We start from the raw sequence: 23,241 nt of genomic DNA on the forward strand, positions 1-23,241 counted from the left end.
AAGATGCAGAGGCGTTTTGAAGGCAAGACTGCGGTCATCACCGGCGCGAGCGGTGGCATCGGCGCGGCGATGGCGAAGCGCTTCGCCGAGGAAGGTGCCGCGGTGGTGGTCAGCGCCATCGATACCCGCGTCGAGGACGTCGCCGCCGGCCTGAAAGCGGCAGGCGCCAAGGTCGCGTCGATGCGCATGGACGTTACCAGGAAGGATGAGGTCACCGCGCTTTACGACCTCGCCGAGAAGGAATTCGGCCGTGTCGACATTTCGGTGCAGAATGCCGGCGTCATCACCATCGCCCCGATCGAGGCGATGACCGAGGCCGAGTGGGACAAGGTGATGGCGGTCAACACCAAGGGCGTGTTCCTGTGCTGTCAGGAAGCGATCGCCCGCATCCGCAAGCATGGCGATGGCGGCCGGCTGATCAACACGGCATCGGGCCAGGCGCGGCAGGGTTTCATCTACACGCCGCATTATGCGGCGTCGAAGTTCGGCGTCGTCGGCATCACCCAGAGCCTGGCCAAGGAAGTCGCCAAGGAAAAGATCACCGTCAACGCGATTTGCCCCGGCATTATCGACACTGACATGTGGGCTTACAACGACGTCGCCTGGGGCAAGCTGATGGGTGACTACAAGCCCGGCGAGCTGATGGCCGAATGGGTGAAGAACATCCCGATGGGGCGCGCCGGCAGCGGCGAGGACGTGTCCGGCCTGGTCAGCTTTCTCGCCAGCGACGACGCCACCTACATCACCGGCCAAACCATCAATGTGGATGGCGGCCTGATCATGTCGTGAACGTCAGCTCTGGCGGTTGGCAATCGACCAGTCTGAAATTCCGCAGTGCACAGGGCATCAGCCGTTGCGCCGCATGAACGTTGGTATATATAATTTCATCTCATGAAACGGCCTTGGCGGGGATGGGGCTCGCCGGCCGAGACCATGGGACCTTGATGGCTCGCACGTCTGAGAGCGCCGCTGGAGCGGCGATCGATCTGTTGACGATTGCTCACGCAGCAATCCATCCGATGCCATGACGCGGGCCCGCCCGGCATCACATCATCATCAAATCGAGCATCACCTCGCCTGCGGCTCTCTGTATTTGCGCAATTCGGACGGAAAACCGTCCACACTCTTCCTGGAATTGCTCGCCGCGGCACTGGCTTGGTGCGAACGAGCTTGCGTAACGACCCGCCTTTCCAACACAATCAAGAAAAGACGCAAGAAGGGAACGATCAAGAAATTTCCACATGGTTTGACAGGAGAACAAGCATGTCATTTCGCAGTGTGATTTCGAACCTATCAATGGGAGCCTTTGCGCTTGCCACCGCAAGTTCGCTTACATCGCCGGTCCAGGCAGCAGCACCCGAATCCAACGACCCGATCAAGATCGCGCTGTTCGACTGGACCAGCGTCAATCTCAACGCCAAGATCCTTGGCGGTATCCTCGAAAAGCTCGGCTATACCGTCGAATATCCGACAGCCGACTACCTCTCCAGCCTGACCACCGGTCTCACCAATGGCGACCTCGATGTCGGCCTGGAGTTCTGGGACACGACGGCCGGCGAGGCGATGAAGGCCTCCGACGCCACCGGCCAGACCGAGCGGCTGGGCAAGCTCGGGCCGAAGGCCAAGGAAGAGTGGTGGTTTCCCGAATATATGAAGGAGAAATGCCCGGGCCTGCCCAATTGGGAGGCGCTGAAGGACCCGAAATGCGCCGAGGCGTTCTCGACGGCGGAGACGGCGCCGAAGGGCCGCTATCTCGGCGGCCCGGTAACCTGGGAAGGCTTTGACGACGAGCGCGTCGAGGCGCTGAAACTGCCCTTCACCGTCATCCATGCCGGCACCGACGCGGCGATGTTCGCCGAGTTGGACTCGGCCTATCAGCGCAAGGCGCCGATCATGCTGTGGATCTATTCGCCGCATTGGGCGCCGGCCAAGTACAAGGGCGAGTGGGTCGAATTCCCGGAGTATACGCCCGAGTGCTACACCGATCCGAAATGGGGCACCAACCCGGATGCCAAATATGATTGCGGCAAGCCGCATGGCGAAATCTGGAAATACTCCTGGTCCGGCATGAAGGACAAATGGCCGATCGCCTACAAGGTGGCAAAGGCCTACACGATCGACACCGATGAGCTCAACAAGATGAGCGGCGAGATCGACCTCGGCGGCAAGACGCCGGAAGACGTCGCGGCCGCCTGGATCGCCGCCCACGAAGCCGACTGGAAAGCCTGGGCGCAGTGATGGCTCCGACTGAAGGCCGGACCCGGCCGTAACGGCCGGGTCCATATCTTCATTCTCCAGAAGGGCCATTGGATGACGGAAGCGACTGAACCGCAGGCGGCTGGCACGCCCAAGGATGTGCGGCCGATAAAGCTTGCCTGCCGCAATGTCTGGAAATTGTTCGGATCGAACGCGGCCAGCTTCATCCGCGAGCGTGACGGCAAGGCCAGCATGGCCGACATCGCCGCGGCCGGACTGGTCGGCGCGGTGCGCGCCGTCGATCTCGAAATCCGCCAGGGCGAGATTTTCATCATCATGGGGCTATCCGGCTCCGGCAAGTCGACGCTGGTGCGCTGCATGTCGCGGCTGGTCGAGCCGACCCACGGCAAGGTCGAATTCGAAGGCAACGATCTGCTCAAGATTTCCGATTCGGCGCTGATCGAACTGCGGCGCCATCGCATGGGCATGGTGTTCCAGAATTTCGCGCTGCTGCCGCATCTGAACGTGCTCGACAACATTGCCTTCCCGCTGAGTATCCAGGGCCAGGACCGGCCGACGCGCGAAGCGAGAGCGCGGGAGGTGATCGATCTCGTGGGCTTGCGCGGCCGCGAGCATTTCTATCCGCGCGAACTCTCCGGCGGCCAGCAGCAGCGCGTCGGCATTGCCCGCAGTCTCGCGACCAAGCCGGAGATCTGGTTTCTCGACGAGCCGTTCTCGGCGCTCGACCCGCTGATCCGCCGCGAGATGCAGGATGAGCTGATGCGGCTGCAGACCATGCTGCACAAGACCATCGTCTTCATCACCCATGATTTCGACGAGGCGATCAGGCTCGCCGACCGCATCGCCATCATGAAGGATGGCGAGGTCATCCAGACCGGCACGCCGGAACAGCTGGTGGTCAATCCGGCGACCGACTATGTCGCCGAATTCACCCGCGATGTCGACCGCGCCAAGGTGATTTCTGCGCGCAGCCTGATGCGCGCTTTGGATGGATCCGGGCATGGCGGCACGGTTTCGCCGGAGGCCAAGATCGCCAGCTTCTCGGCCAGCATTGTCGCCTCGGGTAAGCCCTTCGCCGTGGTCAACGGCGCCGGCAAGCCGATCGGCGAGGTGACGCCGCAAGCCGTGATCGGGCTGCTGGCCGGCATCGACAAGCAAAGGGCTGGCGCATGACGGTCACGGCAAGCGTCAGCCAGGCGAGGCCGCCGGTTCAGCGCTGGCTGCTGGTCTGGGCGCTGGCGCTGGCCGCCGTGCTGGTGGTGTTTCTGCTGCAGGACAGACTGCCCTGGGCCGTCAACTATCCGGCCGAGGCGGTTATCCCGGTCGCCGACTGGGTCAGTGCGCTGATGCGCTGGATCAAGTCGAACTTGTCCTGGCTGACCCGCTCGATCACCGCGGTGCTCGGCGTTCCCCTCGATTTCGCGCTCGACCTGCTGGCCAAGAATTTCAAGATTGGTCACGGTGCCGATGCCTATGTCCTGCCGCGCCTGTCCTGGATCGGCGTCTGCGTAGCCGCCTTCATCGCCGGGCACGCCGTGGGCGGTAGAAAACTCGGCATGCTGGTCGGCGGCTGCTTCCTCTACACCGCGCTGTTCGGCCAATGGACCAGCGCCATGCTGACACTGGCACTGATTTCCATCGCGGTGCCGTTCTGCATCGTCACCGGCCTGTTCGCCGGCATCTGGGCGTGGCGCAAGCCATGGGCCCAGCGGCTGATCATCTCCCCTGCCCTCGATTTGATGCAGACCATCCCGACCTTCGCCTATCTCATCCCGATGCTGCTCCTGTTCGGCAACAGCCCGGTCTCGGCGATGATCGCCACCGCCATCTTCGCCACGCCGCCCATGGTGCGAGCAACGATGCTGGGTCTGTCGCGGGTGCCCTCCGAGATCGACGATTTCTCAGAGATGGCCGGCTGCACGGCGCGGCAGAAATTGTGGCGCGTGCTGCTGCCGTCGGCGCGGCCGACACTGATGATCGGCGTCAACCAGGTGATCATGCTGGCGCTGAACATGGTGATCATCGCCTCGATGATCGGCGCCGGCGGCCTCGGCTATGATGTGCTGCTGGCGCTGCGTGCGCTGAAGGTCGGCGAAGCCATGGAAGCCGGGCTCGCCATTGTGGCGCTCGCAATCGCGCTCGACCGGCTGAGCCAGGCGATCGCGCATAAGCAGGCAAAAGGCCACGTTCAACGGCAGGCGAACCAGAGCGTTTGGCGGCGCTATCCCAATCTGTCGCTGGCCATCGCCATCCTGGTCGTGACGACGCTGCTCGGCCTGTTCGTACCGGCCTTCGCGGCGGTGCCGAAGGCGATCACCTTCACCACTGCGCCACTGTGGAAGGCGGCGGTGAGCTGGGTGACGATCAACTTCTTCGACGTGATCGAAGCGTTTCGCGTGGCGCTCATCCTCAATGTACTGAACCCGCTGCGCGCCTTCTGCGAAGGCTTTCCGTGGCTCGGCGCGGTGGCCCTGCTCGGCCTCGCCGGCTACCAGTTCGGTGGCCTGCGTCTCGCCGCCCTCGTCGCCGCGCTGACCGCCTTCTGCGCCGTCACCGGCCTGTGGGAAAAGACCATGGCGACGGTTTATCTCTGTGGCATCTCGGCCTTCATCGCTTGCCTGATCGGCATCCCGATTGGCCTGATGGCCGCGCGCAGCGACCGCTTCGAAAAGATCGTCACGCCCATCATCGACACGCTGCAGGTGCTGCCGTCCTTCTGCTTCATCATTCCCGTGGTGATGCTGTTCCGGGTCGGCGACGTCACCGCCATGATCGCCACGGTCGCCTTCGCCGTGGTGCCGGCGATCCGCTACACCAATCACGGCATCCGGCAAGTGCCGCCGGCGCTGATCGAGGCGGCGAAGGTTTCCGGCTGCACGCCGCGCCAGACCTTCTTTCGGGTACAATTGCCACTGGCGCTTCCCGAAATCATGCTCGGCGTCAACCAGACGATCCTGATGGCGCTGGCGATGATCATCATCTGCGCCATGGTCGGCACACGCGACCTCGGCCAGGAAGTCTTCATCGCGCTGTCCAAGGCCGATTCCGGACGCGGCATTGTCGCGGGTCTCGCCATCGCTTTCATCGGCATCGTCGCAGACCGGCTGTTCAATGCCTGGACGGCGAAGGCGCGGGCAAGACTAGGATAATTGTTGAATGTCCAATCCCGGCGAACCGCCTTTTGCCGTTGTCGTTTTCGACATGGCCAAGACCGGCGAGCCGGATGGCGAGCATCTGATTTCCGGCTTCGAGAAGCTGGGGGCGGCGACGGCCTATGCGATTGCGCGGGTTCGCGCCTCGGTGGAGGAATTGCGCAAGCCTGGCCTCACAGCCACCGAATTACGCCAGCTTTGGCACCTCTATGGCGAAGACTGTTCGGTGCTGAACGCCGGAGTGCGCGGCAGCGATCTACTCGACGATTTCATTGCGACGCCGTCGATGCCGGCCGAATGCAACTGGCAAGTTCTCGCGCCCAGGCTGCGCCGCTTCCGCGCCTCGCTGCTGATCTCCAACGGCAACAACGAATCCGTCTGGGCCGGCGGCTTCTTTCGCTCGACCTTCAGGCTGTCGCGAGACGGTCTGCTCGAGCGCTTTGGCGACGACGCCATTGCCGCCTTCAAGGCCAAGGGGATCGAGCCGGCGGAGCCGACGAAGCTCATGGTCGCCAATTACTTCGAGCTTCCCGACCCGCCCTACCCGCCGCCAGGCGTGACGCTGCGATCCTGGAAGGTCGAGGTCGGTTTCGTCTGCCATGACGTGAAGTTCGGCGGCGACGCCGCCGGAATCTTCGCCTGGCCGCAAGAGCCCACCGACTGGGCGCTCAGAACCATGCAGTTCCTGCTGATGGCCGACATGATGGCCATGCGCGGCGATGGCCCCGACTGGGCCAACGACTGCGAGATACTAACCGCCAAGGTGACCGAGACGGAGGCGCCTCCCGACTATCCGCTGGATTGAAGTGATGATCATCACCTGCCCCGTGGCCGGCACACGCGATCTCGGCCAGGAAGTGTTCATCGCACGGTCCAGGGTCGCGGCATTGTCGCGGGCTGGCAACAACCTGCCATCGACATCATCGCGGTCGGTCTCCGACCCCTGAGCCGCGAAAGCTCAAGCACGGCTCGGATAGACGGTTTCGCCTCTTCTGGAGTTCGCCTCTTCTGGAAATGGCAGGCCGCGCTCCAGCTCTTGACTTTGACGCATTTTCGCGCGGAAAGCTGCTTCATCCTCGACCAGCCTGAGCTTGCTGCCGAATGCCCGATCAGCGCGAACCGCCTTTTACTGTCGTCGTCTTCGACATGGCCAAGACCGGCGAGCATGTGGTTTCGGGGTTTGAGACGTTGGATGCGGCTACGTCCTACGCGATTGCTCGGGTTCGCGCCTCGGTGGAAGAGCTGCGCAAGCCTGGCATCGCAGCAGCCGAGCTCCGGCGGCACTGGCATATCCATGGTGAGGATTGCACGGTGCTGAACGCCAATGTGCGCGGCAGCGATCTGCTTGACGATTTCATCGCGACGCCGGGGACACCGGCCGAATGCGACTGGCGGGCGCTGGCGCCACGACTGCGCCGTTTCTACGCCGCTGTGAACGTCTTCAACAACGATGGCAAATCTATCCGGGTCAGCGGCTTTTTCCGCGCGACCTACCGGTTATGGCACGCTGGCCTGCTCGCACGATTTGGCGACGACGCCATCGCTTCCTTCGAAGCCAGAGGCATCACGCCGACAGTGCCGACGAGAGTCTCGGTCGACCATCACTTCGAGCAGCCCGATCCGCCGCGCCCGCCGCCCAGCGATATCAGGCCGTTGCTATCCTGGAAGGTCGAGATCGATTTCGGCTGCACCGATGTGAGGTTCGGCGCCAAAACCGACGGCGTCTTCGCCTGGCCCGAGGAGCCGACCGGCCGGGCACTCAACGATATGACACATCTGCTGATGGCTGACAGGCTGTCTATGTACGGCACCGGCCCGGAGGGCGCCTATTATAGCGAATTGGTCTGGGTCAAGGTGACGGAGACCGATGCGGCTCCCGACTACCCTCTGAATTGAAACTGGGCCGGTGACGGCGCATTGTTTTGCATCACGCCGACCTATTCCGCCGCCACGCCCTTCACCTGGAGATAGCTTTCCATCGAGTCGTCCAGCGCCTGCAGCCAGGGCGTATGGTGCAATGGCGCCATGGTGCCGGTCATCAGCGAGCGATAGGCGTGGTCGCGAAAGCTCATAATGTCTTCCGCCTTGTGGTGCTCCCATTCCATGAAGGTCTGGTTGACCGCCTCGACGTCGAAGCCGGGATAGTCGGTCTGGTCCATCAATTCCTTGGTGTAGTCGCCCTGGAACCAGATCATCTGCTCGGCGTCTTCCAGCGTCTCTTCGCGTGCCCGCCACTTGGCGCCGTGCTCGGCCATCGCCTGTACCGACGGCAGCTTGATGCGGCCCATGATGACGTCACGGGCGAACCAGGCCTGGGCGTCGAACATGTTGAAAGTGTAGAACTGGTCCTGCATGCCGATATAGGACAGTTTCGGGTTCTTCTCCCACACGACGCCCTCATAGAGCCCGTCCGGCCACATGCGGTTGGCGGTCTTCAGCTTCAGCTCTTCCGTGAGGAACGGGAAGGAATGCAGATAGCCGGTGCACAGGATGATGGCGTCGACGTCCTTGGTGGTGCCATCCTTGAAGTGCGCCGTCTTGCCGACGACCTTCTGCAGCAGCGGTACTTCCTTCCAGTTCTCCGGCCATTTGAACCCCATCGGTTTGGAGCGGTAGCTGGAAGTGATCGATCTGGCGCCGTATTTGTAGCACTGCGAGCCGATGTCCTCGGCAGAATAGGAGCGGCCGATGATCAGTATGTCCTTGCCCTTGAACTCCATGGCATCGCGGAAATCATGGCTGTGCAGGATACGGCCGTTGAACGTCGAAAAGCCTTCGAAATAGGGAACGTTGGGAACCGAGAAATGCCCTGAGGCAACGACGACATTGTCGAACTCCTCGGAGTAGGTGACGTCGTTCGTGCGGTCATGCGCGGTGACGGTGAATTTTCTCGTCTCGTCCGAGAAGGTCACCATGCGCACCGGACTGTTGAAGCGCACCCATTTGCGTAGGCCTGATTTCTCGACCCGGCCCTTGATGTAATCCCACAGCACCGCGCGTGGCGGGTAGGAGCCGATGGGACGGCCGAAATGCTCCTCGAATGTGTAGTCGGCGAATTCCAGGCACTCCTTCGGTCCGTTCGACCAGAGGTAGCGGTACATCGAGCCGTGGACGGGGTCGCCATGCTCGTCGAGGCCGGTGCGCCAGGTGTAGTTCCACAGGCCGCCCCAGTCCGACTGCTTTTCGAAGCAGACGATTTCGGGGATCTCGGCGCCCTTGTCGGCAGCCGACTTGAAGGCCCTGAGCTGGGCCAGACCGGATGGCCCCGCTCCAATGACGGCAACGCGCGTTTTCATGGCAGGCCTCCCGGTGTCATTCGATTTTTGGAATTGCTCTTACGAAACAAATTTCACTCACAGGACAGTAATTGCCTCTTGGATGCTGTCAACAGGCCTTGTGGAGAAACCGCGTTTCGCCCCAGCGGATTTCCGGAAAAACGGATGACGGCGTAAATCCTGTTCGGACACCATTCGACTTAACGGGCTTGCTGCGCGGTTGCGTTTCTGTATCGGCACCGAATATGTTCACCTGGAGTGAAATAATCATGGGGATTCGGGGGCGAGATGGCGAAAACAAGTTCCGACTCCAAGACTGCTTCGACAAGGGCAAAGCCACCGGCAAAGGCCTCCGTGGACGGAAAAACCATCCGCGCGCCGCTGACGCAGAATCCGCACGCCATTCGCGACACGCGCGAAAAAGTGCTGGAGGTGGCGATCGGGCGCGAGGTGCGCGCCTTCCGCAAGAAGCTCGGCATCACCGTTGCCGATCTCGCCGTCGCCACCGATATTTCGCTGGGCATGCTGTCGAAGATCGAGAACGGCATCACCTCGCCGTCGCTGACCACACTGCAGGCGCTGTCGAGGGCGCTCGGCGTTCCCGTCACCGCCTTCTTCCGGCGATTCGAGGAAGAGCGCAGCGCCGTCTTCGTCAAGGCCGGCGAAGGGCTAGATGTCGAACGCCGCGGCACCCGCGCCGGCCATCAATACAATCTGCTCGGCCATATCGGCTCCAACACCAGCGGCGTCGTCGTCGAACCCTATCTGATCACACTGACCGAGGATTCGGATGTGTTCCCGACCTTCCAGCATGAGGGCATGGAATTCCTCTACATGCTGGAGGGCGAGGTGGTGTACCGGCACGGCAGCAACCTCTATCCGATGAAGCCGGGCGACAGCCTGTTCTTCGACGCCGATGCGCCGCATGGGCCGGAGCAGCTGACAAAACTGCCGATGCGGTATTTGTCGATCATTTGCTATCCGCAGAATAGCGCTGGGTAATCGGACCGCCGCAGCCCCCTCACCCGGATTGCCCCGAGGGGAGAGGAGTCTGGCGTCAGCGCTGGCGATCTCTTCTCCGCTCGGGGAGAAGGTGGCCGCGCAGCGGCCGGATGAGGGGGCCTTTAGTCCGGCCCGAACCCCGGTGACGTCGCACTGCCATCATCCAGCTTCGACAGCCATTCCACCAATGTCGGCCGATACCGCGTCAGGCCCTTGTAGGTGGCCAGCTCTTCCGGCAAATCCCGGATCACCCGGTGCAGTCGTCTTGCCCATTTCGGCTGTGTCACCAGTTCGTCCATCTTGATGAGATAGCAGCGGATCGGGAAGACGATGCCGTTCGAGCGCGGCAGCCGCCAGAAGCTTTGCAGTTCGACGCGCAGATGCACCTTGTCGCCGACATTTTCGGGCGTCACCGTCGCGCGGTCCGGGCCCCATTTGTGGTAATTCTCCGGGCTGGTGTCGAGGCGCGGGTTGATGGTCATCGTCCAGTTGAGACGCCGCGCCGGCTTGCCCTGCTGGATGTTGGTGAGGAACTTCAGCGCCCTGACGAAAATCCCCTTCTCATGCGCCAGCGGCACCGGCGCGTGCCATTCGAAGAAATTCATGCCGATGTCGAAATCGAGCGACCAGTCGGCCTGGGTGGTGACCATGCCGGCGTCCATCCACAGATTGCCGTCGCGCTGATCGAGGATGCAGAAATCGCCCTGGCTCTGGCGGGTGATGTACTCCATCGGCCCGTAAGGCAGTGTCGAGGTGTCGCCGAAGGTGAAGGTGTCGTCGATGCCGAGCGGTCGGTTGATCCAGCGCCAGCGGTCGCCGTCGCGAGTCAGGGTGAAATGCTCGGGATAGCCAAGTGCCTGTTGCTCCATCAAAAGTTCGAGCAGGTCCCAGCCGGCCAGCGTCATATGCGGCAGCGACTGGCAGCGCAGCGGATCCTCGGCCAGCACCAAAGCGCGGTCCTGCATCTCGGCGACATAGTGCTCGTCGACGTCTATCAGGTTTTCCAGCACGCTGCCCTTGGGACCGACGACATGCGGCTCGATGTTGACCGCGTACATGTAGCTGTCTTCGTGGAACGGAAACGGAAACCGCCTGATGTGCTCCGGGCTGTTGTTGAAGGTGAAATCGTCGCGAAACGTTTCCTTGCGAAAGGTGATGCCCAAGCTCGCCTCCTATCTTTCCAGGACCAGCGACTTGCCTTCGAAGCGCGACACGCACGGCATGATCTTGCAGCCGGAACGGTGGTCTTCCTCACTCAGCCAGTGGTCGTTGTGGATGAACTTGCCGTCATGCGAGATGACGTTGGTCTCGCACTGGCCGCAGACACCGCCGCGGCAGAGATAGGGCGGATCGACGCCGGCGGCCTCGATCGCTTCGAGCAGGCTCTGCTGCTCGCCGACGCGGATGGTCTTGCCGCTGACGGCAAGTGTGCCGTCGAACGGCAGGCCGGGCTGGGGTGCCGCGAAATGCTCGTAGTGCACGGTCTCCGCCGGCCAGCCGAGAGCCGCAGCGCGCTCGCGCACCCAGTTGATCATGCCGGTCGGGCCGCAGACATAGAGATGGGTGCCGAGCGGCTGCGAGGACAAGAGACGGTCGAGTTCGATGCGCTCGTCGCGGTCGTCGTGATAGAGCCGGACGCGACGGCCATAGCGCTCCTGCAGCACATCGGCATAGGTGCCGAGCGAGGCGGTGCGGCAGGTGTAGTGCAGCTCGAAATTGCCGCCGGACCCGGCGAGCTGCGCGGTCTGCGCCATGAACGGCGTGATACCGATGCCGCCGGCAAGCATCAGATGCTTCTTGGCCCTGAGGTCGAGCGAGAACAGATTGACGGGGCAGCTGACCACCATCTCCAGGCCGGGGTTGACGCTCCGGTGCATGAACAACGAGCCGCCGCGGCCGACATCGTCGCGGCGCACCGAGATGGTGTATTCGCGGGTGTCGAGCGGCGATCCCATCAGCGAATAGGGATTGAGCCTTGTGCGGTCGCCATCGCGCATCTCGACCACGACATGGGCGCCGCCGGAAAAGGTCGGCAAAAGCTCACCGTCACGGCGGCGGAAATGGAAGCGCGTCACCAGTTCGTTGACCGGGACGACGTCGCTGACGACGACATCGAGCTTGGTGGTGCCGGTGCTCATGGGAAGACCTCCTCGATGGGAGGAATCTCCGAGCGATCCTCGGCATTTATGCAGACGCCCTGGAATGCTGCCAGCCGTCGCGAATAATGATCGCGCACCAGAAGCAGCAGGCCGCAATGCGCGCAGGTGGCCGGCTGCGTCGTCACATTTTCGGTGATGCCTTTGCAATGCACGCACTGCATGCGCCGCGCCAATGAGCCGCGATGCTCGGTCTGCATGGAGGTATGATCGATGCCGGCTTCGAGCGCCATCTGCATTGCCTGGCCGATCAGCCCTTCGGTGCCGGCGAGATAGAGGCGCAGGCCCATATGCGCGTTGGCAAGCGTCTGCTTCAGCCGGGGCAGCAGGCTGGCGAAGGTTGGCGCGACATGAAACTGCGCGGACTTCAGTGCCTCAAGAGCGGCAACGTGCTTGCCGTCGGCCCCGGGAATGAAGTCGATTTCGGCGCCGTCGAAGAAGCCGGGGGGCGACGTCCTTGCCATATCGACGATCGCCAGCGCGCCTTCCGCATCCGCCACGAAAAGATGATGCTTGCCGGGCTGCGGGGACAGGGTTCCGTAAATGGGCCGGCTGATGATCGTTTTGGCTGCCATTCTCTACTTCGTACCTCGAAACCCTCGCTGTCGATTGTGCCTCAGCCTTTCGCCGTGCGCTTGGTTTTTTTGGGATCGTCGAAGGGCAGAGGCTGCGCCGTCGCCCTGATCGAACCGCTCTTGTTGCGGATCTCGAGCCTGGTGTCCTTGACCGCGCAGTCGACGTCGAGGCGGGCGATTCCCATCGATTTCTCGACCAGCGGCGAATACATGGCGCAGGTGACCACGCCGACCTTTTTGCCGTCGCGATAGACCGGCGCGCCCTCATCCGCGGGTTGCTTGCCGTCGAGCAGCACGCCGTAGATCTTGAAGCGCTCCTTGCCCTTGAGGCGGTAATGCTCTTCGGCGCCACGAAAGCCGGTCTTGCCGGGACTGACGGTGAAGTCGAGGCCGAGCTCCCACAGCGTGTCGCCGGGGCCTTCGTTCTCGAACGGATATTTCTGCGAGTTGTCATAGGGATAAAACAGCAAATAACTTTCGACGCGCAGCATATCGAGCGTGGTGAAGCGGCACGGAATGATGCCGGCGCTCTTGCCCTCGTCGAGGATCCTGTCCCAGATCGTGCCGGCGTCCTGACCGCGGCAGAATATCTCGTAGCCGCGCTCGCCGGTATAGCCGGTGCGCGAGATCATGACGGGAAGGCCGAACAGCTGCGTCTGCATATGATGGAAATAGTTGAGGTCGCGAATGCCCGGCACATGCTTTGAGAGATAGTCGACCGCGGTCGGGCCCTGCAGCGACAGATCGTGCAGATTGTCGTCGAAGCGCAGCGATACGTCGCGGCCGACGGAAGCGCGCTGCAATTCCTCATGGCCGGTGCCGGAGCCGTGCACCACCATCCAGGCGTTCGGCCCGGTGCGGTAGAGGATGCAGTCGTCGGTGAATTTGCCGGCCTCGTTCAGCATGCAGGCATAGGCCGACTTGCCGGGATAGATCTTCTCCACGTCGCGCGTCGTTGCCAGGTCTATGAGGTGTGAGGCGTGCGGCCCGGTGATGTGAACCTTCTTCAGGCCCGACACATCCATCAGCCCGGCCCTGGTGCGGATGGCGGTGTATTCCTCGTCGGCGTCCTTGTCGTAGGTCCAGGCGGTGCCCATGCCGCTCCAGTCTTCGAGCTTCGAGCCTAACGCGCGATGGCGATCCGCCAGGGTCGAAAATCTCCAGGATGCCGTCATCCGCAAATCCTCCGTTCGAAAATTCTATTGTGTTCCCGGCTCCCTGCGCGGAGGCGGGAGCATTTGGTCGAATATTGATCGCAAACGTCCTGATGCCGCAATACCCGCAAGCAAATAATTTCATTGTCAGGCAAAATTCGCGGCTGGGGACAAACGGTTAACCCATCGTAAAATCGGCTTGACAATTGCTGGATTCGGCCCGAATTTATGAAAAAAATTTCACTCTGTTGAAAGAGGGCAGCAGGCGGCCAATTCGGGGTCGGGCGCTGGAAAAAGGGGAAAACCGATGTCAGACCTGCAGCAGCGCATCGAAGCGCTGTACCGTTCCGACCTGCGCGGATCCGCGCTCCTGATCATCTGCCTTTGGGCGACGATCCTCTTCGTGCTCGTCATGACATGGCCCTACATCCCGGACACCGGGATCAAGATCGTCGTCGCGATCGCGGCGGCCGCCGTGCTGATCTTCAACACGGCCGCCATCCTGGCGATGGTCAATCACTACAAGGAAGACAAGGACTTCATCTACGGTCTCGACATCAAGAACGCCGACGCGGCCCGCAGCCGCAAGTCCTGAAAATAGAACGTCCTGAGGGGTAGAAGACATGTCGCGCTACACGCCGCCGGAACAAGGCAAGGCCGGGCAGATTTTCGATATCGTGGTCGTCGTGGTCGCCATTTTCGTGGCGCTGTGGCTGCCATTGAAACTCGGCCTGGCGGGTGCGGCGAAATCCATCGACGCGCTCGATGCCAAGACCTGGGAAGCGTTGGGACAGAACCCGACCATGGCCTCGATCTGGGAAAAGCTCGGCTATACGCCGGAGACCGCGCACGACATCATCCAGAACCGCTTCCACTACATCATCGACTGGCCGACGCTGATCATCATGGCGGCGGTGCTGATCGGCTATTTCGTCTTCCTGTTCCGCGCCTCCGACCGCGAATATCGCGACGTCATCAACGAAAAGTTCGACGACAAGTAACGCCAGAGATTTTGGGGAAGCACGCTCATGTGGGTCGCACTCTCTTACGCATCGTGGGGCATCTCGGTCGTGCTTGCGCTGTGGATGCTCTACGACTGGTTCAAGATCGACACGACCTATCCCGAGGAGGTGCTGACTTCCTCGCGCGAAGGCGAGCTTGAAGCCGCTTCCGAAAAACACCGGATCTGAGTGGGGATTGAACAATGACGATCACGCTTGAACCGGCAATACACGGCGACAGAGTTTCACTGCTACGCGTGCTCGGCCCCGCCCATGTCTGGGCGCTTGGCGTCGGCATCGTGCTGGTCGGCGAATTCACCGGCTGGAATTTCTCGGCCGACAAGGGCGGCGCACTGGCGGCGCTGATCGTCTGCTGGGTGGTCGGGCTCTTGTACACTTCGGTCGCCATGATCGACTCCGAGGTGACATCGACGGTTGCCGCCGCCGGCGGCCAATACGCGCAGGCTAAGCACATTGTCGGGCCGCTGATGGCCTTCAACGTCGCGCTATTCCTGGTCTTTGCCTACACCATGCTGGAGGTTTCGGACGCCATCCTGCTCGGCGACACCATCGTCGCCAAGGCCGGCGTCGAAGGGCTCACCCACAACTCCTTCATTGCCGCCACCATCGTCGTGCTGGCATGGCTGAACTATCGCGGCGTGCTGATGACGCTCAACGTCAACTTCGTCATCACGGCGATAGCCTATGTCTCGATCGTTATCCTGTTCTTCTCGGTCAGCCCCTGGACGCAGGGTGCTGTGCTGAAGCTCAACGAGCTGGTCACCCCCGGCAATGCGCTGCCCTATGGTTGGATCGGCGTCATCGCGGCCTTCCAGTTCGGCATCTGGTACTATCTCGGCATCGAAGGCACCACGCAGGCCGCCGAGGAAGTGCGCTCCCCGGCGCGTTCGCTGCCTTACGGCACCATGGCCGGCATGATCACGCTTTTGATCGCCGCCGCCATGACCTGGTATGTCTGCGCCTCGCTGATGCCCTGGGAGTACCTCGGTATCACCTATTATCCCTTGTGGGACGCCGGCAAGCTGACCGGCAGCCCGCTGCTGGAAAACCTGTTGTTCGTCGCCACGCTGCTCGCGGCACTGGCGTCGGCCAATGGCTGTATCAACGATGCGGCCCGCGCGTGGTTCTCGCTTGGACGCGACCGCTATCTGCCGACATGGTTCTCGGCCGTGCACCCGAAATACCGCACGCCCTATCGCTCGATCCTGTTCCTGTTGCCGATCGCGCTCGCCTTCGCCTTCATAGCCGACCTCAACCAGGCGATCACCTTCTCGATCCTGTCGGGCGTGCTGCAATACACCTTCATGAGCATCAACATCATGATGTTCCGCAAAAAGTGGCCGCTGGGCACGATCCGCCGCGGTTATACGCACCCGTTCCACCCGATCCCGGCGATCGTGCTGTTTTGCCTCTGCGTGGTGACCTTCTTTGCGATCTTCCTCGGCTACGGCACGCAGCTGATCGCCATGGTCGCCTTCTACTTCCTGATCTCGCTGTGGTTCCACTTCTACCGGTACCGCTATGTGCGTCGCGGCGACCAGTTCACCATGCCGTGGCCGAAGCCGCAGGGCTATTGACAGGAGAGGGCCTGCCGGTTTGGGCGGGCATGGCGCGTGACGAGGTGTCTGACGTGACGACAGCATTGCTGGCCGGGGCGATCGCCTTGGCTCTCGTCCTGCACCTTGCCTGGCATGCGCGCGCCAGCCGCAAAAAGGCCAAGGCTGATCTTGCAGCCGAGGCAGCCAGCATCCGGACCGTCATCACAGATGCCGTTGATGTCTCCGATGGCACAGCCGGCGTTGTCACCTGGGCGGGTTCGTGGAACGGACAGCGCGTGCAGCTGCGCACCATCGTCGACACGCTGGCAACGCGAAAGCTGCCGGCGCGATGGTTGAGTGTCACCATCGCAGAGCCGGTTGCGGTGCCGGCGACCTTCGACATGATGATGCGGCCGGGCTCGCCGACGACCTTTTCCAATTTCGACCACCTCCAGCATACACTGCCGAAGGCACCCGGCTTCCCGGCCGAAGCGGTGCTGCGAACCGACCTCAGGGCGGCGCGCTTTCCGCAGAATCTGATCGCCAGCCATCTCGACATCTTTGCCGAAGGCCGCGCCAAGGAACTTTTGATCACGCCAAACGGCCTGCGCATCGTCTGGCTGCTGGCCGAGGCCGAGCGTGCCCGCTATGGCGTATTCCGCCAGGCAGCATTCGGCGCCACAAGGCTCGATCCGGCGCTGGTCGAAAGGTTGCTCACCTCGGCTTCGACGCTGCGCGATGCCATCAACAGACAGGAGAGGCAGGTGGCATGAGTGCATCCGCACCGACAAATCCCTATCTCGTGCTCGGCGCCGCGATCGTCTTGCCGGCCAGCGGCCACGTCATTCTGGGCGTGCCTGTGCGCGGCCTGCAATTCCTGTTCTTCATGGTGATCCTCGCCTGGGTGACGGCCAAGATCGCGCCGGCCGATGCCAGCTTCATCGGCCGCCACGCCGGCGGCTTCCTGATCTATGCGCTGTCGATCCTCGACGCCTACAAAATCGCCCGCATCCGCACAGCTACATGGGTTCACAGCGCCCGCGACGGCAGCGATAGTGCACCAAGCGGCATCGAACCGCATACGTAACTACAGGAATATTTTTTTCATATGATTGAATTCGCACGACGCATTCGATACATCATCGTCTAGTGGTAACGCCGGGAGGCTGACATGTGTGGAATCGTCGGACTTTTTCTGAAAGACAAGTCGCTTGAGCCGCAGCTCGGCTCGATGCTGTCGCAGATGCTGATATCGCTCAGCGATCGCGGCCCCGACAGCGCCGGCATTGCCATCTATGGCGCGCCTTCCAGGAATGAAGCCAAGATCACCATCCAGTCCGCGAAGCCCGAGCGCGATTTCCGCGGCCTCGACGCCGAACTCGCGAAGGCCATCGGCGCGCCGGTGAGCATAGCGGTGAAGGCCACCCATGCAGTGTTGAGAACCGCGCCCGACAAGGTCGATGCCGCGCGCGAAGCGCTGCAGTCAATCCGCCCCGACGTGCGCATCATGGGCGCCGGCGAAGCGGTGGAAATCTACAAGGAAGTCGGTCTGCCGGAAGCGGTCGTCGACCGCTTCGACGTCCGCTCGATGACCGGCACGCATGGCATCGGCCATACCCGCATGGCGACGGAATCGGCCGTCACCACTATGGGCGCGCATCCGTTCTCGACCGGCGCCGACCAGTGCCTGGTGCACAATGGCTCGCTGTCCAACCACAACAATGTGCGGCGTGAGCTGGTGCGGGAGGGCATGAAATTCGAGACCGAGAACGACACCGAGGTCGCCGCCGCCTATCTCTCCTCGCAGATGGCGCATGGCAAGAACCTCGGCGAGGCGCTGGAAGGCACGCTGTCCGACCTCGACGGCTTCTTCACCTTCGTCGTCGGCACCAAGAACGGTTTCGGCGTGGTGCGCGATCCGATCGCCTGCAAGCCCGCCGTCATGGCCGAGACCGACCAGTATGTCGCCTTTGGCTCGGAATATCGGGCGCTGACCAAGCTGCCCGGCATAGACAATGCGAGGGTCTGGGAGCCGGAACCCGCAACCGTCTATTTCTGGGAGCATTGAGCCCATGCCGGCAACCAAACTTTCGAAGGCGGCGCAAGACCAGGCGTCCCGGGTCTTCGATCTTGATGTGTCGTCGCTGCGCGAGCTCAACCAGGCGCTTCACAATCTGACGCCCGGCTCCAACGAAACGGCGTGGGAAGTGCTGCACCCGAAGGGCAGCCATTCGGTTGCGGTCGGCGTCGACCAGCCTGTCAGCATCGATGTGCGCGGCAGCGTCGGCTACTACTGCGCCGGGATGAATGACGGCGCTGCCATCACCGTGCACGGCTCGGCCGGACCTGGCGTCGGCGAAAACATGATGTCGGGCTCGATCGTCATCAAGGGCGACGCCAGCCAGTATGCCGGCGCCACCGGCAAGGGCGGGCTGCTCGTCATCGAGGGCAACGCCTCGTCGCGCTGCGGCATCTCGATGAAGGGCATCGACATCGTCGTGCACGGCAATATCGGCCACATGTCGGCCTTCATGGCGCAGTCCGGCAATCTGGTGGTGCTGGGCGATGCCGGCGACGCACTTGGCGATTCCATCTACGAAGCGCGGCTGTTCGTGCGCGGCAAGGTCGAAAGCCTGGGCGCCGACTGCATCGCCAAGGAGATGCGGCCCGAGCATATCGAACTGCTGCAGGCACTGCTCGACCGCGCCGGCGTCACCGGCGTCAAGCCGTCGGAATTCAAGCGCTACGGCTCGGCGCGCACGCTCTACAATTTCAATATCGACAACGCCGACGCGTATTGAGGCAGCATGACCTACAAGAACCCGCCGACGACGCCGCGCAAATCCGCGACCTTCGACGACTACACGCTTTCCGAAATCCGCCGCGCCGCGGCGACCGGCATCTATGACATCAGGGGCGCCGGGGCCAAGCGCAAGCTGCCGCATTTCGACGATCTGCTGTTCCTCGGCGCCTCGATCTCGCGCTATCCGCTGGAAGGCTATCGCGAGCGGTGCGACACGTCGGTGGTGCTGGGCTCGCGCTATGCCAAGAAGCCGATCGAGCTGAAAATCCCGATCACCGTTGCCGGCATGAGCTTCGGGTCGCTGTCCGGCCCGGCCAAGGAAGCGCTCGGCCGTGGCGCCACACTCTCAGGCACGTCGACCACCACCGGCGACGGCGGCATGACCGAGGAAGAGCGCGGCCATTCCAAGCAACTGGTCTATCAATATCTGCCGTCGCGCTACGGCATGAACCCCAGGGATTTGCGCCGCGCCGACGCCATCGAAGTGGTCGTCGGCCAGGGCGCCAAGCCCGGCGGTGGCGGCATGCTGTTGGGACAAAAGATTTCCGACCGCGTCGCCGAAATGCGCACGCTGCCGAAAGGCATCGACCAGCGTTCGGCCTCGCGCCATCCCGACTGGACCGGGCCGGACGATCTCGAGATCAAGATCCTCGAGCTGCGCGAGATCACCGACTGGGAAAAGCCGATCTACGTCAAGGTCGGCGGCGCCCGCCCCTATTATGACACTGCACTTGCGGTGAAGGCCGGCGCCGATGTCGTCGTCGTCGACGGCATGCAGGGCGGCACGGCGGCGACGCAGGAAGTGTTCATCGAAAATGTCGGCCAGCCGACGCTTGCCTGTATCAGGCCGGCGGTGCAGGCGCTGCAGGATCTCGGCATGCACCGCAAGGTGCAGCTGATCGTGTCCGGCGGCATCCGCAATGGCGCCGACGTCGCCAAGGCGCTGGCGCTCGGCGTGGACGCGGTGTCGATCGGCACGGCAGCGCTGGTCGCGCTCGGCGACAACGATCCGCGCTGGGAAGCGGAGTACAATGCGCTCGGCACCACCGCCGGGGCCTATGACGACTGGCACGAGGGCCGCGACCCCGCGGGCATCACCACGCAGGACCCCGAACTGATGAAGCGGGTTGATCCGGTCGCCGCGGGACGGCGTCTCGCGAACTACCTCAAGGTGATGACGCTGGAGGCGCAGACCATTGCGCGTGCCTGCGGCAAGAACAGCCTGCACAATCTCGAGCCCGAGGATCTCGTAGCCCTCACCATCGAAGCCGCCGCCATGGCCGGCGTGCCGCTGGCCGGCACCAACTGGATACCGGGGAAAAACGGCTTCTAAAAAACACATCAAAATAAGCGAGGAACTATAATGGGGAACGATCTCGCCGCATTCGCCAAAGAGAACGGCGTCAAATATTTCATGATTTCCTACACCGACCTGTTCGGCGGCCAGCGCGCCAAGCTGGTGCCGGCGCAGGCGATCGCCGACATGCAGAAGGACGGCGCCGGCTTCGCCGGTTTCGCCACTTGGCTCGACCTCACGCCGGCGCATCCTGATATGCTGGCGGTGCCGGATCCGGATTCGGTGATCCAGCTGCCGTGGAAGCCCGATGTCGCCTGGGTCGCCGCCAACTGCATCATGGACGACAAAGAAGTCGAGCAGGCGCCGCGCAACACGCTGCGCCGGCTGATCGCGGAAGCCGCCACTGACGGCATGCATGTCAAGACCGGCGTCGAGGCAGAGTTCTTCCTGATCTCGCCGGACGGCAGCGTCATCTCCGACAAATACGACACGGCTTCAAAACCCTGCTACGACCAGCAAGCGGTGATGCGCCGCTACGATGTCATCGCCGAGATTTGCGACCACATGCTGGCGCTGGGCTGGAGCCCCTACCAGAACGACCATGAGGACGCCAACGGCCAGTTCGAGATGAACTGGGCCTTCGACGATGTGCTCGCCACCGCCGACAAGCACTCCTTCTTCAAGTTCATGGTCAAGTCGGTGGCGGAAAAGCACGGCCTGCGCGCGACCTTCATGCCTAAGCCCTTCCAGGGCCTGACCGGCAATGGCTGCCACGCCCATATTTCGGTGTGGGACAAGGCCGGCAAGGTCAACGTCTTTGCCGACAATGCGATGGAGCTCGGCCTGTCGGCCAAGGGCAAGAATTTCCTCGGCGGCATCATGAAACATGCCTCGGCGCTGGCCGCCATCACCAACCCGACGGTGAACTCCTACAAACGCATCAACGCGCCGCGCACCATTTCGGGCGCCACCTGGGCGCCGAACACGGTGACCTGGACCGGAAACAACCGCACCCACATGGTGCGCGTGCCCGGCCCCGGCCGCTTCGAGCTGCGGTTGCCGGACGGCGCCGCAAACCCTTATCTGCTGCAGGCCGTCATCATTGCCGCCGGTCTCGACGGCATCCGCTCCAAGGCCGATCCCGGCAAGCGCTACGACATCGACATGTACCAGAACGGCCACACGGTGAAAGGCGCGCCGAAGCTGCCGCTCAATCTGCTCGACGCGCTTCGCGAATACGACAAGGACAAATCGCTCAAGGCGGCGCTGGGTGAGGAATTCTCGTCGGCTTACCTAAAGCTGAAGCACCAGGAATGGAATTCCTATGCTTCGCACTTCACGCAATGGGAGCGCGACCACACGCTGGACATATAATCGTCCTAGCGGTGCGAGCGACCTCGGAATGACCTGATGAAATATTCGATCTTCTCGCTCGCCCGTGCTGCCCTTTCCGGCCACAAGAACTGGCAGCGCACCTGGCGCGATGCGGCGCCCAAGGACCACTACGATGTGGTGATCATCGGCGGCGGCGGCCATGGGCTCGCCACCGCCTGGTTCCTCGCCAGCGAGTTCGGCATCAGAAACGTCGCTGTGCTGGAAAAGGGCTGGATCGGCTCCGGCAATGCCGGCCGCAACACCACCATCATCCGTTCCAATTACGGCCTGCCCGGCAATACCGGCTTCTACGAGCTTTCGATGAAGCTTTGGGAGCGGATGGAGCAGGACCTCAACTATAACGCCATGGTCAGCCAGCGCGGCGTCCTCAACCTCTATCATTCCGATGCGCAGCGCGACGCTTATGCGCGGCGCGGCAACACCATGCGCATCAATGGCATAGATGCCGAACTGCTCGACCAGGCGGCGCTGAAGAAGATGCTGCCGTTCCTGAATTTCGACCATGCGCGCTTTCCCGTGCAGGGCGGCCTCCTGCAGCGCCGCGGCGGTACGGCGCGCCACGACGCGGTGGTCTGGGGCTATGCCCATGCGGCGAGCGAACTCGGCGTCGACATTATCCAGAACTGCGAGGTCACCGGCTTTGTCCGGGATGGCAACGGCAAGGTGGCCGGTGTCGAGACCTCGCGCGGCAAGATTGGCGCCGGCAAGGTCGGCATGGCGGTTGCGGGTTCCTCCTCGCGCGTCGCCGCAATGGCTGGCCTGCGCCTCCCGATCGAAAGCCATGTGCTGCAAGCCTTCGTCTCGGAGGCGATCAAGCCGCTCATTCCCGGCGTCATGACCTTCGGCGCCGGCCATTTCTATGTCAGCCAGTCAGACAAGGGCGGGCTGGTCTTCGGCGGCGACATCGACGGCTACAATTCCTATGCCCAGCGCGGCAATCTGCCTGTCATGGAGGATGTCTGCGAGGGCGGCATGGCGCTGATCCCGATGATCGGCCGCGTGCGGCTTCTGCGCCAGTGGGGCGGCATCATGGACATGTCGATGGATGGCTCGCCGATCATCGACAAGACACCGGTCGACGGACTCTATCTCAATGCCGGCTGGTGCTATGGCGGCTTCAAGGCGACGCCGGGGTCGGGCTTGGTCTTTGCCCATCTGCTGGCGCGTGACGAAACGCACAAGGAGGCGGCTCGTTTCCGCCTCGACCGCTTCCGGACTGGCGCCATGATCGACGAAAAGGGCCAGGGCGCCCAACCGAACCTGCACTGAGGCTGGCGAGATGCGTATTGTCTGTCCCTTCTGCGGCGAACGCGAACTCGGCGAGTTCAGCTATCTCGGCGACGCCAAGCCGGCGCGGCCGGCGGCGGGTGCCGGCGAGGATGCTGTCTACGACTACGTCTATCTGCGCGACAATGTCGCCGGCGTGATGGCTGAGAACTGGTATCACGGCGGTGGCTGCCGGGCCTGGCTGAAGGTCACCCGCAACACGCTGACGCACGAGATCTCGGCGGTGGAGCCGGCGGCGGGCGCCGGGGCGAGGCAGGTGGCGAAATGAGCTATCCTGTCGAAATCGTAGCCGTCGCGAAAAGCGCCAGCCCCCTACCTCCCCCTTGTGGGGAGGTCGGACCGCAGGTCCGGGTGGGGGTCGGTGCCGC

Annotated in this window: 25 protein-coding genes; 20 read left to right on the top strand and 5 right to left on the bottom strand. The window is 62.7% G+C overall.

The features are described from left to right. The first annotated feature begins 3 nt into the window (after nt 1-3). The 7 genes from NKH22_RS15285 to NKH22_RS15315 all read left to right on the top strand — a co-directional run bounded on the left by NKH22_RS15285 (nt 4) and on the right by NKH22_RS15315 (nt 7,265). A complete protein-coding gene (locus NKH22_RS15285; protein ID WP_023692143.1) occupies nt 4-789 on the top strand; it encodes a glucose 1-dehydrogenase in 786 nt (261 codons plus the stop codon). A gap of 474 nt (nt 790-1,263) precedes the next feature. Beyond that, nucleotides 1,264-2,238 carry an ABC transporter substrate-binding protein gene (locus tag NKH22_RS15290; protein WP_023692144.1) on the top strand — a complete coding sequence of 325 codons (975 nt, stop codon included), beginning with the start codon at nt 1,264-1,266 and terminating at the stop codon, nt 2,236-2,238. A gap of 72 nt (nt 2,239-2,310) precedes the next feature. Continuing rightward, nucleotides 2,311-3,390 (top strand): quaternary amine ABC transporter ATP-binding protein, encoded by a 1,080-nt coding sequence (locus NKH22_RS15295; protein WP_023820993.1) that lies wholly within the window; start codon nt 2,311-2,313, stop codon nt 3,388-3,390. Beyond that, nucleotides 3,387-5,366 (top strand): ABC transporter permease, encoded by a 1,980-nt coding sequence (locus tag NKH22_RS15300; protein ID WP_352909999.1) that lies wholly within the window; start codon nt 3,387-3,389, stop codon nt 5,364-5,366. The genes NKH22_RS15295 and NKH22_RS15300 overlap by 4 nt, the downstream gene beginning before the upstream one ends. A gap of 7 nt (nt 5,367-5,373) precedes the next feature. Further along, a complete protein-coding gene (locus tag NKH22_RS15305) occupies nt 5,374-6,174 on the top strand; it encodes a hypothetical protein (protein WP_023696621.1) in 801 nt (266 codons plus the stop codon). Between the two features lie 4 nt (nt 6,175-6,178). Further along, nucleotides 6,179-6,316 (top strand): hypothetical protein, encoded by a 138-nt coding sequence (locus NKH22_RS15310; protein ID WP_023820990.1) that lies wholly within the window; start codon nt 6,179-6,181, stop codon nt 6,314-6,316. Between the two features lie 154 nt (nt 6,317-6,470). Beyond that, a complete protein-coding gene (locus NKH22_RS15315; protein WP_023820989.1) occupies nt 6,471-7,265 on the top strand; it encodes a hypothetical protein in 795 nt (264 codons plus the stop codon). A 41-nt stretch (nt 7,266-7,306) separates the two neighbouring features. Here the strand turns inward: NKH22_RS15315 and NKH22_RS15320 are convergent, their stop codons facing one another. Beyond that, nucleotides 7,307-8,665 carry a trimethylamine monooxygenase gene (locus NKH22_RS15320; RefSeq protein WP_023668538.1) on the bottom strand — a complete coding sequence of 453 codons (1,359 nt, stop codon included), beginning with the start codon at nt 8,663-8,665 and terminating at the stop codon, nt 7,307-7,309. Nucleotides 8,666-8,932: 267 nt separating this feature from the next. Between NKH22_RS15320 and NKH22_RS15325 the strand changes: the two genes are divergently transcribed. Continuing rightward, nucleotides 8,933-9,646 (top strand): helix-turn-helix domain-containing protein, encoded by a 714-nt coding sequence (locus NKH22_RS15325; protein WP_023692149.1) that lies wholly within the window; start codon nt 8,933-8,935, stop codon nt 9,644-9,646. 122 nt (nt 9,647-9,768) lie between these two features. On the opposite strand, the gene NKH22_RS15330 is transcribed toward NKH22_RS15325, so the two are convergent. From NKH22_RS15330 to NKH22_RS15345, 4 genes are read right to left on the bottom strand one after another with little or no spacing between them, the layout of a single operon-like run. After that, a complete protein-coding gene (locus NKH22_RS15330) occupies nt 9,769-10,809 on the bottom strand; it encodes a heme-dependent oxidative N-demethylase family protein (protein WP_023692150.1) in 1,041 nt (346 codons plus the stop codon). 9 nt (nt 10,810-10,818) lie between these two features. Next, nucleotides 10,819-11,784 (bottom strand): PDR/VanB family oxidoreductase, encoded by a 966-nt coding sequence (locus tag NKH22_RS15335; RefSeq protein ID WP_023820988.1) that lies wholly within the window; start codon nt 11,782-11,784, stop codon nt 10,819-10,821. Then, entirely contained in the window at nt 11,781-12,377 is a 597-nt protein-coding gene (locus NKH22_RS15340) for a dimethylamine monooxygenase subunit DmmA family protein (RefSeq protein WP_023692152.1), read from the bottom strand. Before NKH22_RS15340 ends, NKH22_RS15335 begins: the two co-directional genes overlap by 4 nt. Before the next feature lie 41 nt (nt 12,378-12,418). Continuing rightward, nucleotides 12,419-13,552, bottom strand: a complete 1,134-nt coding sequence (locus tag NKH22_RS15345; RefSeq protein WP_023692153.1) for an aminomethyl transferase family protein — start codon at nt 13,550-13,552, stop codon at nt 12,419-12,421. A gap of 286 nt (nt 13,553-13,838) precedes the next feature. Here NKH22_RS15345 and NKH22_RS15350 point away from each other — a divergent pair, with 286 nt between their 5' ends. The 12 genes from NKH22_RS15350 (at nt 13,839) to NKH22_RS15405 (ending at nt 23,141) form a co-directional block, all read left to right on the top strand. Next, a complete protein-coding gene (locus NKH22_RS15350) occupies nt 13,839-14,126 on the top strand; it encodes a hypothetical protein (RefSeq protein WP_023684429.1) in 288 nt (95 codons plus the stop codon). Nucleotides 14,127-14,154: 28 nt separating this feature from the next. Next, complete coding sequence (locus NKH22_RS15355) at nt 14,155-14,532, top strand: hypothetical protein (RefSeq protein WP_023668545.1); 378 nt, start codon at nt 14,155-14,157, stop codon at nt 14,530-14,532. Nucleotides 14,533-14,559: 27 nt separating this feature from the next. After that, nucleotides 14,560-14,721 carry a hypothetical protein gene (locus tag NKH22_RS15360; RefSeq protein ID WP_023692154.1) on the top strand — a complete coding sequence of 54 codons (162 nt, stop codon included), beginning with the start codon at nt 14,560-14,562 and terminating at the stop codon, nt 14,719-14,721. A 14-nt stretch (nt 14,722-14,735) separates the two neighbouring features. Further along, nucleotides 14,736-16,130, top strand: coding sequence for an APC family permease (locus tag NKH22_RS15365; RefSeq protein WP_023668547.1), 1,395 nt, complete (start codon nt 14,736-14,738; stop codon nt 16,128-16,130). 44 nt (nt 16,131-16,174) lie between these two features. After that, complete coding sequence (locus tag NKH22_RS15370; protein ID WP_023692155.1) at nt 16,175-16,864, top strand: hypothetical protein; 690 nt, start codon at nt 16,175-16,177, stop codon at nt 16,862-16,864. After that, the gene (locus tag NKH22_RS15375; RefSeq protein ID WP_023692156.1) at nt 16,861-17,178 is read left to right on the top strand and encodes a hypothetical protein; all 318 of its coding nucleotides are present in this window, start codon (nt 16,861-16,863) and stop codon (nt 17,176-17,178) included. The genes NKH22_RS15370 and NKH22_RS15375 overlap by 4 nt, the downstream gene beginning before the upstream one ends. An 84-nt stretch (nt 17,179-17,262) precedes the next feature. Then, nucleotides 17,263-18,159 carry a class II glutamine amidotransferase gene (locus NKH22_RS15380; RefSeq protein WP_023692157.1) on the top strand — a complete coding sequence of 299 codons (897 nt, stop codon included), beginning with the start codon at nt 17,263-17,265 and terminating at the stop codon, nt 18,157-18,159. Between the two features lie 4 nt (nt 18,160-18,163). Next, nucleotides 18,164-18,892, top strand: coding sequence for a GltB/FmdC/FwdC-like GXGXG domain-containing protein (locus tag NKH22_RS15385; RefSeq protein ID WP_023692158.1), 729 nt, complete (start codon nt 18,164-18,166; stop codon nt 18,890-18,892). Between the two features lie 6 nt (nt 18,893-18,898). Next, nucleotides 18,899-20,227 carry an FMN-binding glutamate synthase family protein gene (locus NKH22_RS15390; protein ID WP_023668552.1) on the top strand — a complete coding sequence of 443 codons (1,329 nt, stop codon included), beginning with the start codon at nt 18,899-18,901 and terminating at the stop codon, nt 20,225-20,227. A gap of 30 nt (nt 20,228-20,257) precedes the next feature. Beyond that, nucleotides 20,258-21,565, top strand: a complete 1,308-nt coding sequence (gene glnT, locus NKH22_RS15395) for a type III glutamate--ammonia ligase (protein WP_023668553.1) — start codon at nt 20,258-20,260, stop codon at nt 21,563-21,565. Nucleotides 21,566-21,601: 36 nt separating this feature from the next. After that, nucleotides 21,602-22,855 carry a sarcosine oxidase subunit beta family protein gene (locus NKH22_RS15400; protein WP_023692159.1) on the top strand — a complete coding sequence of 418 codons (1,254 nt, stop codon included), beginning with the start codon at nt 21,602-21,604 and terminating at the stop codon, nt 22,853-22,855. Nucleotides 22,856-22,865: 10 nt separating this feature from the next. After that, the gene (locus NKH22_RS15405; protein WP_023692160.1) at nt 22,866-23,141 is read left to right on the top strand and encodes a sarcosine oxidase subunit delta; all 276 of its coding nucleotides are present in this window, start codon (nt 22,866-22,868) and stop codon (nt 23,139-23,141) included. The last annotated feature ends 100 nt before the right edge of the window (nt 23,142-23,241 follow it).

Source organism: Mesorhizobium sp. M1252 (genome assembly GCF_040318265.1).
GTDB lineage: Bacteria > Pseudomonadota > Alphaproteobacteria > Rhizobiales > Rhizobiaceae > Mesorhizobium.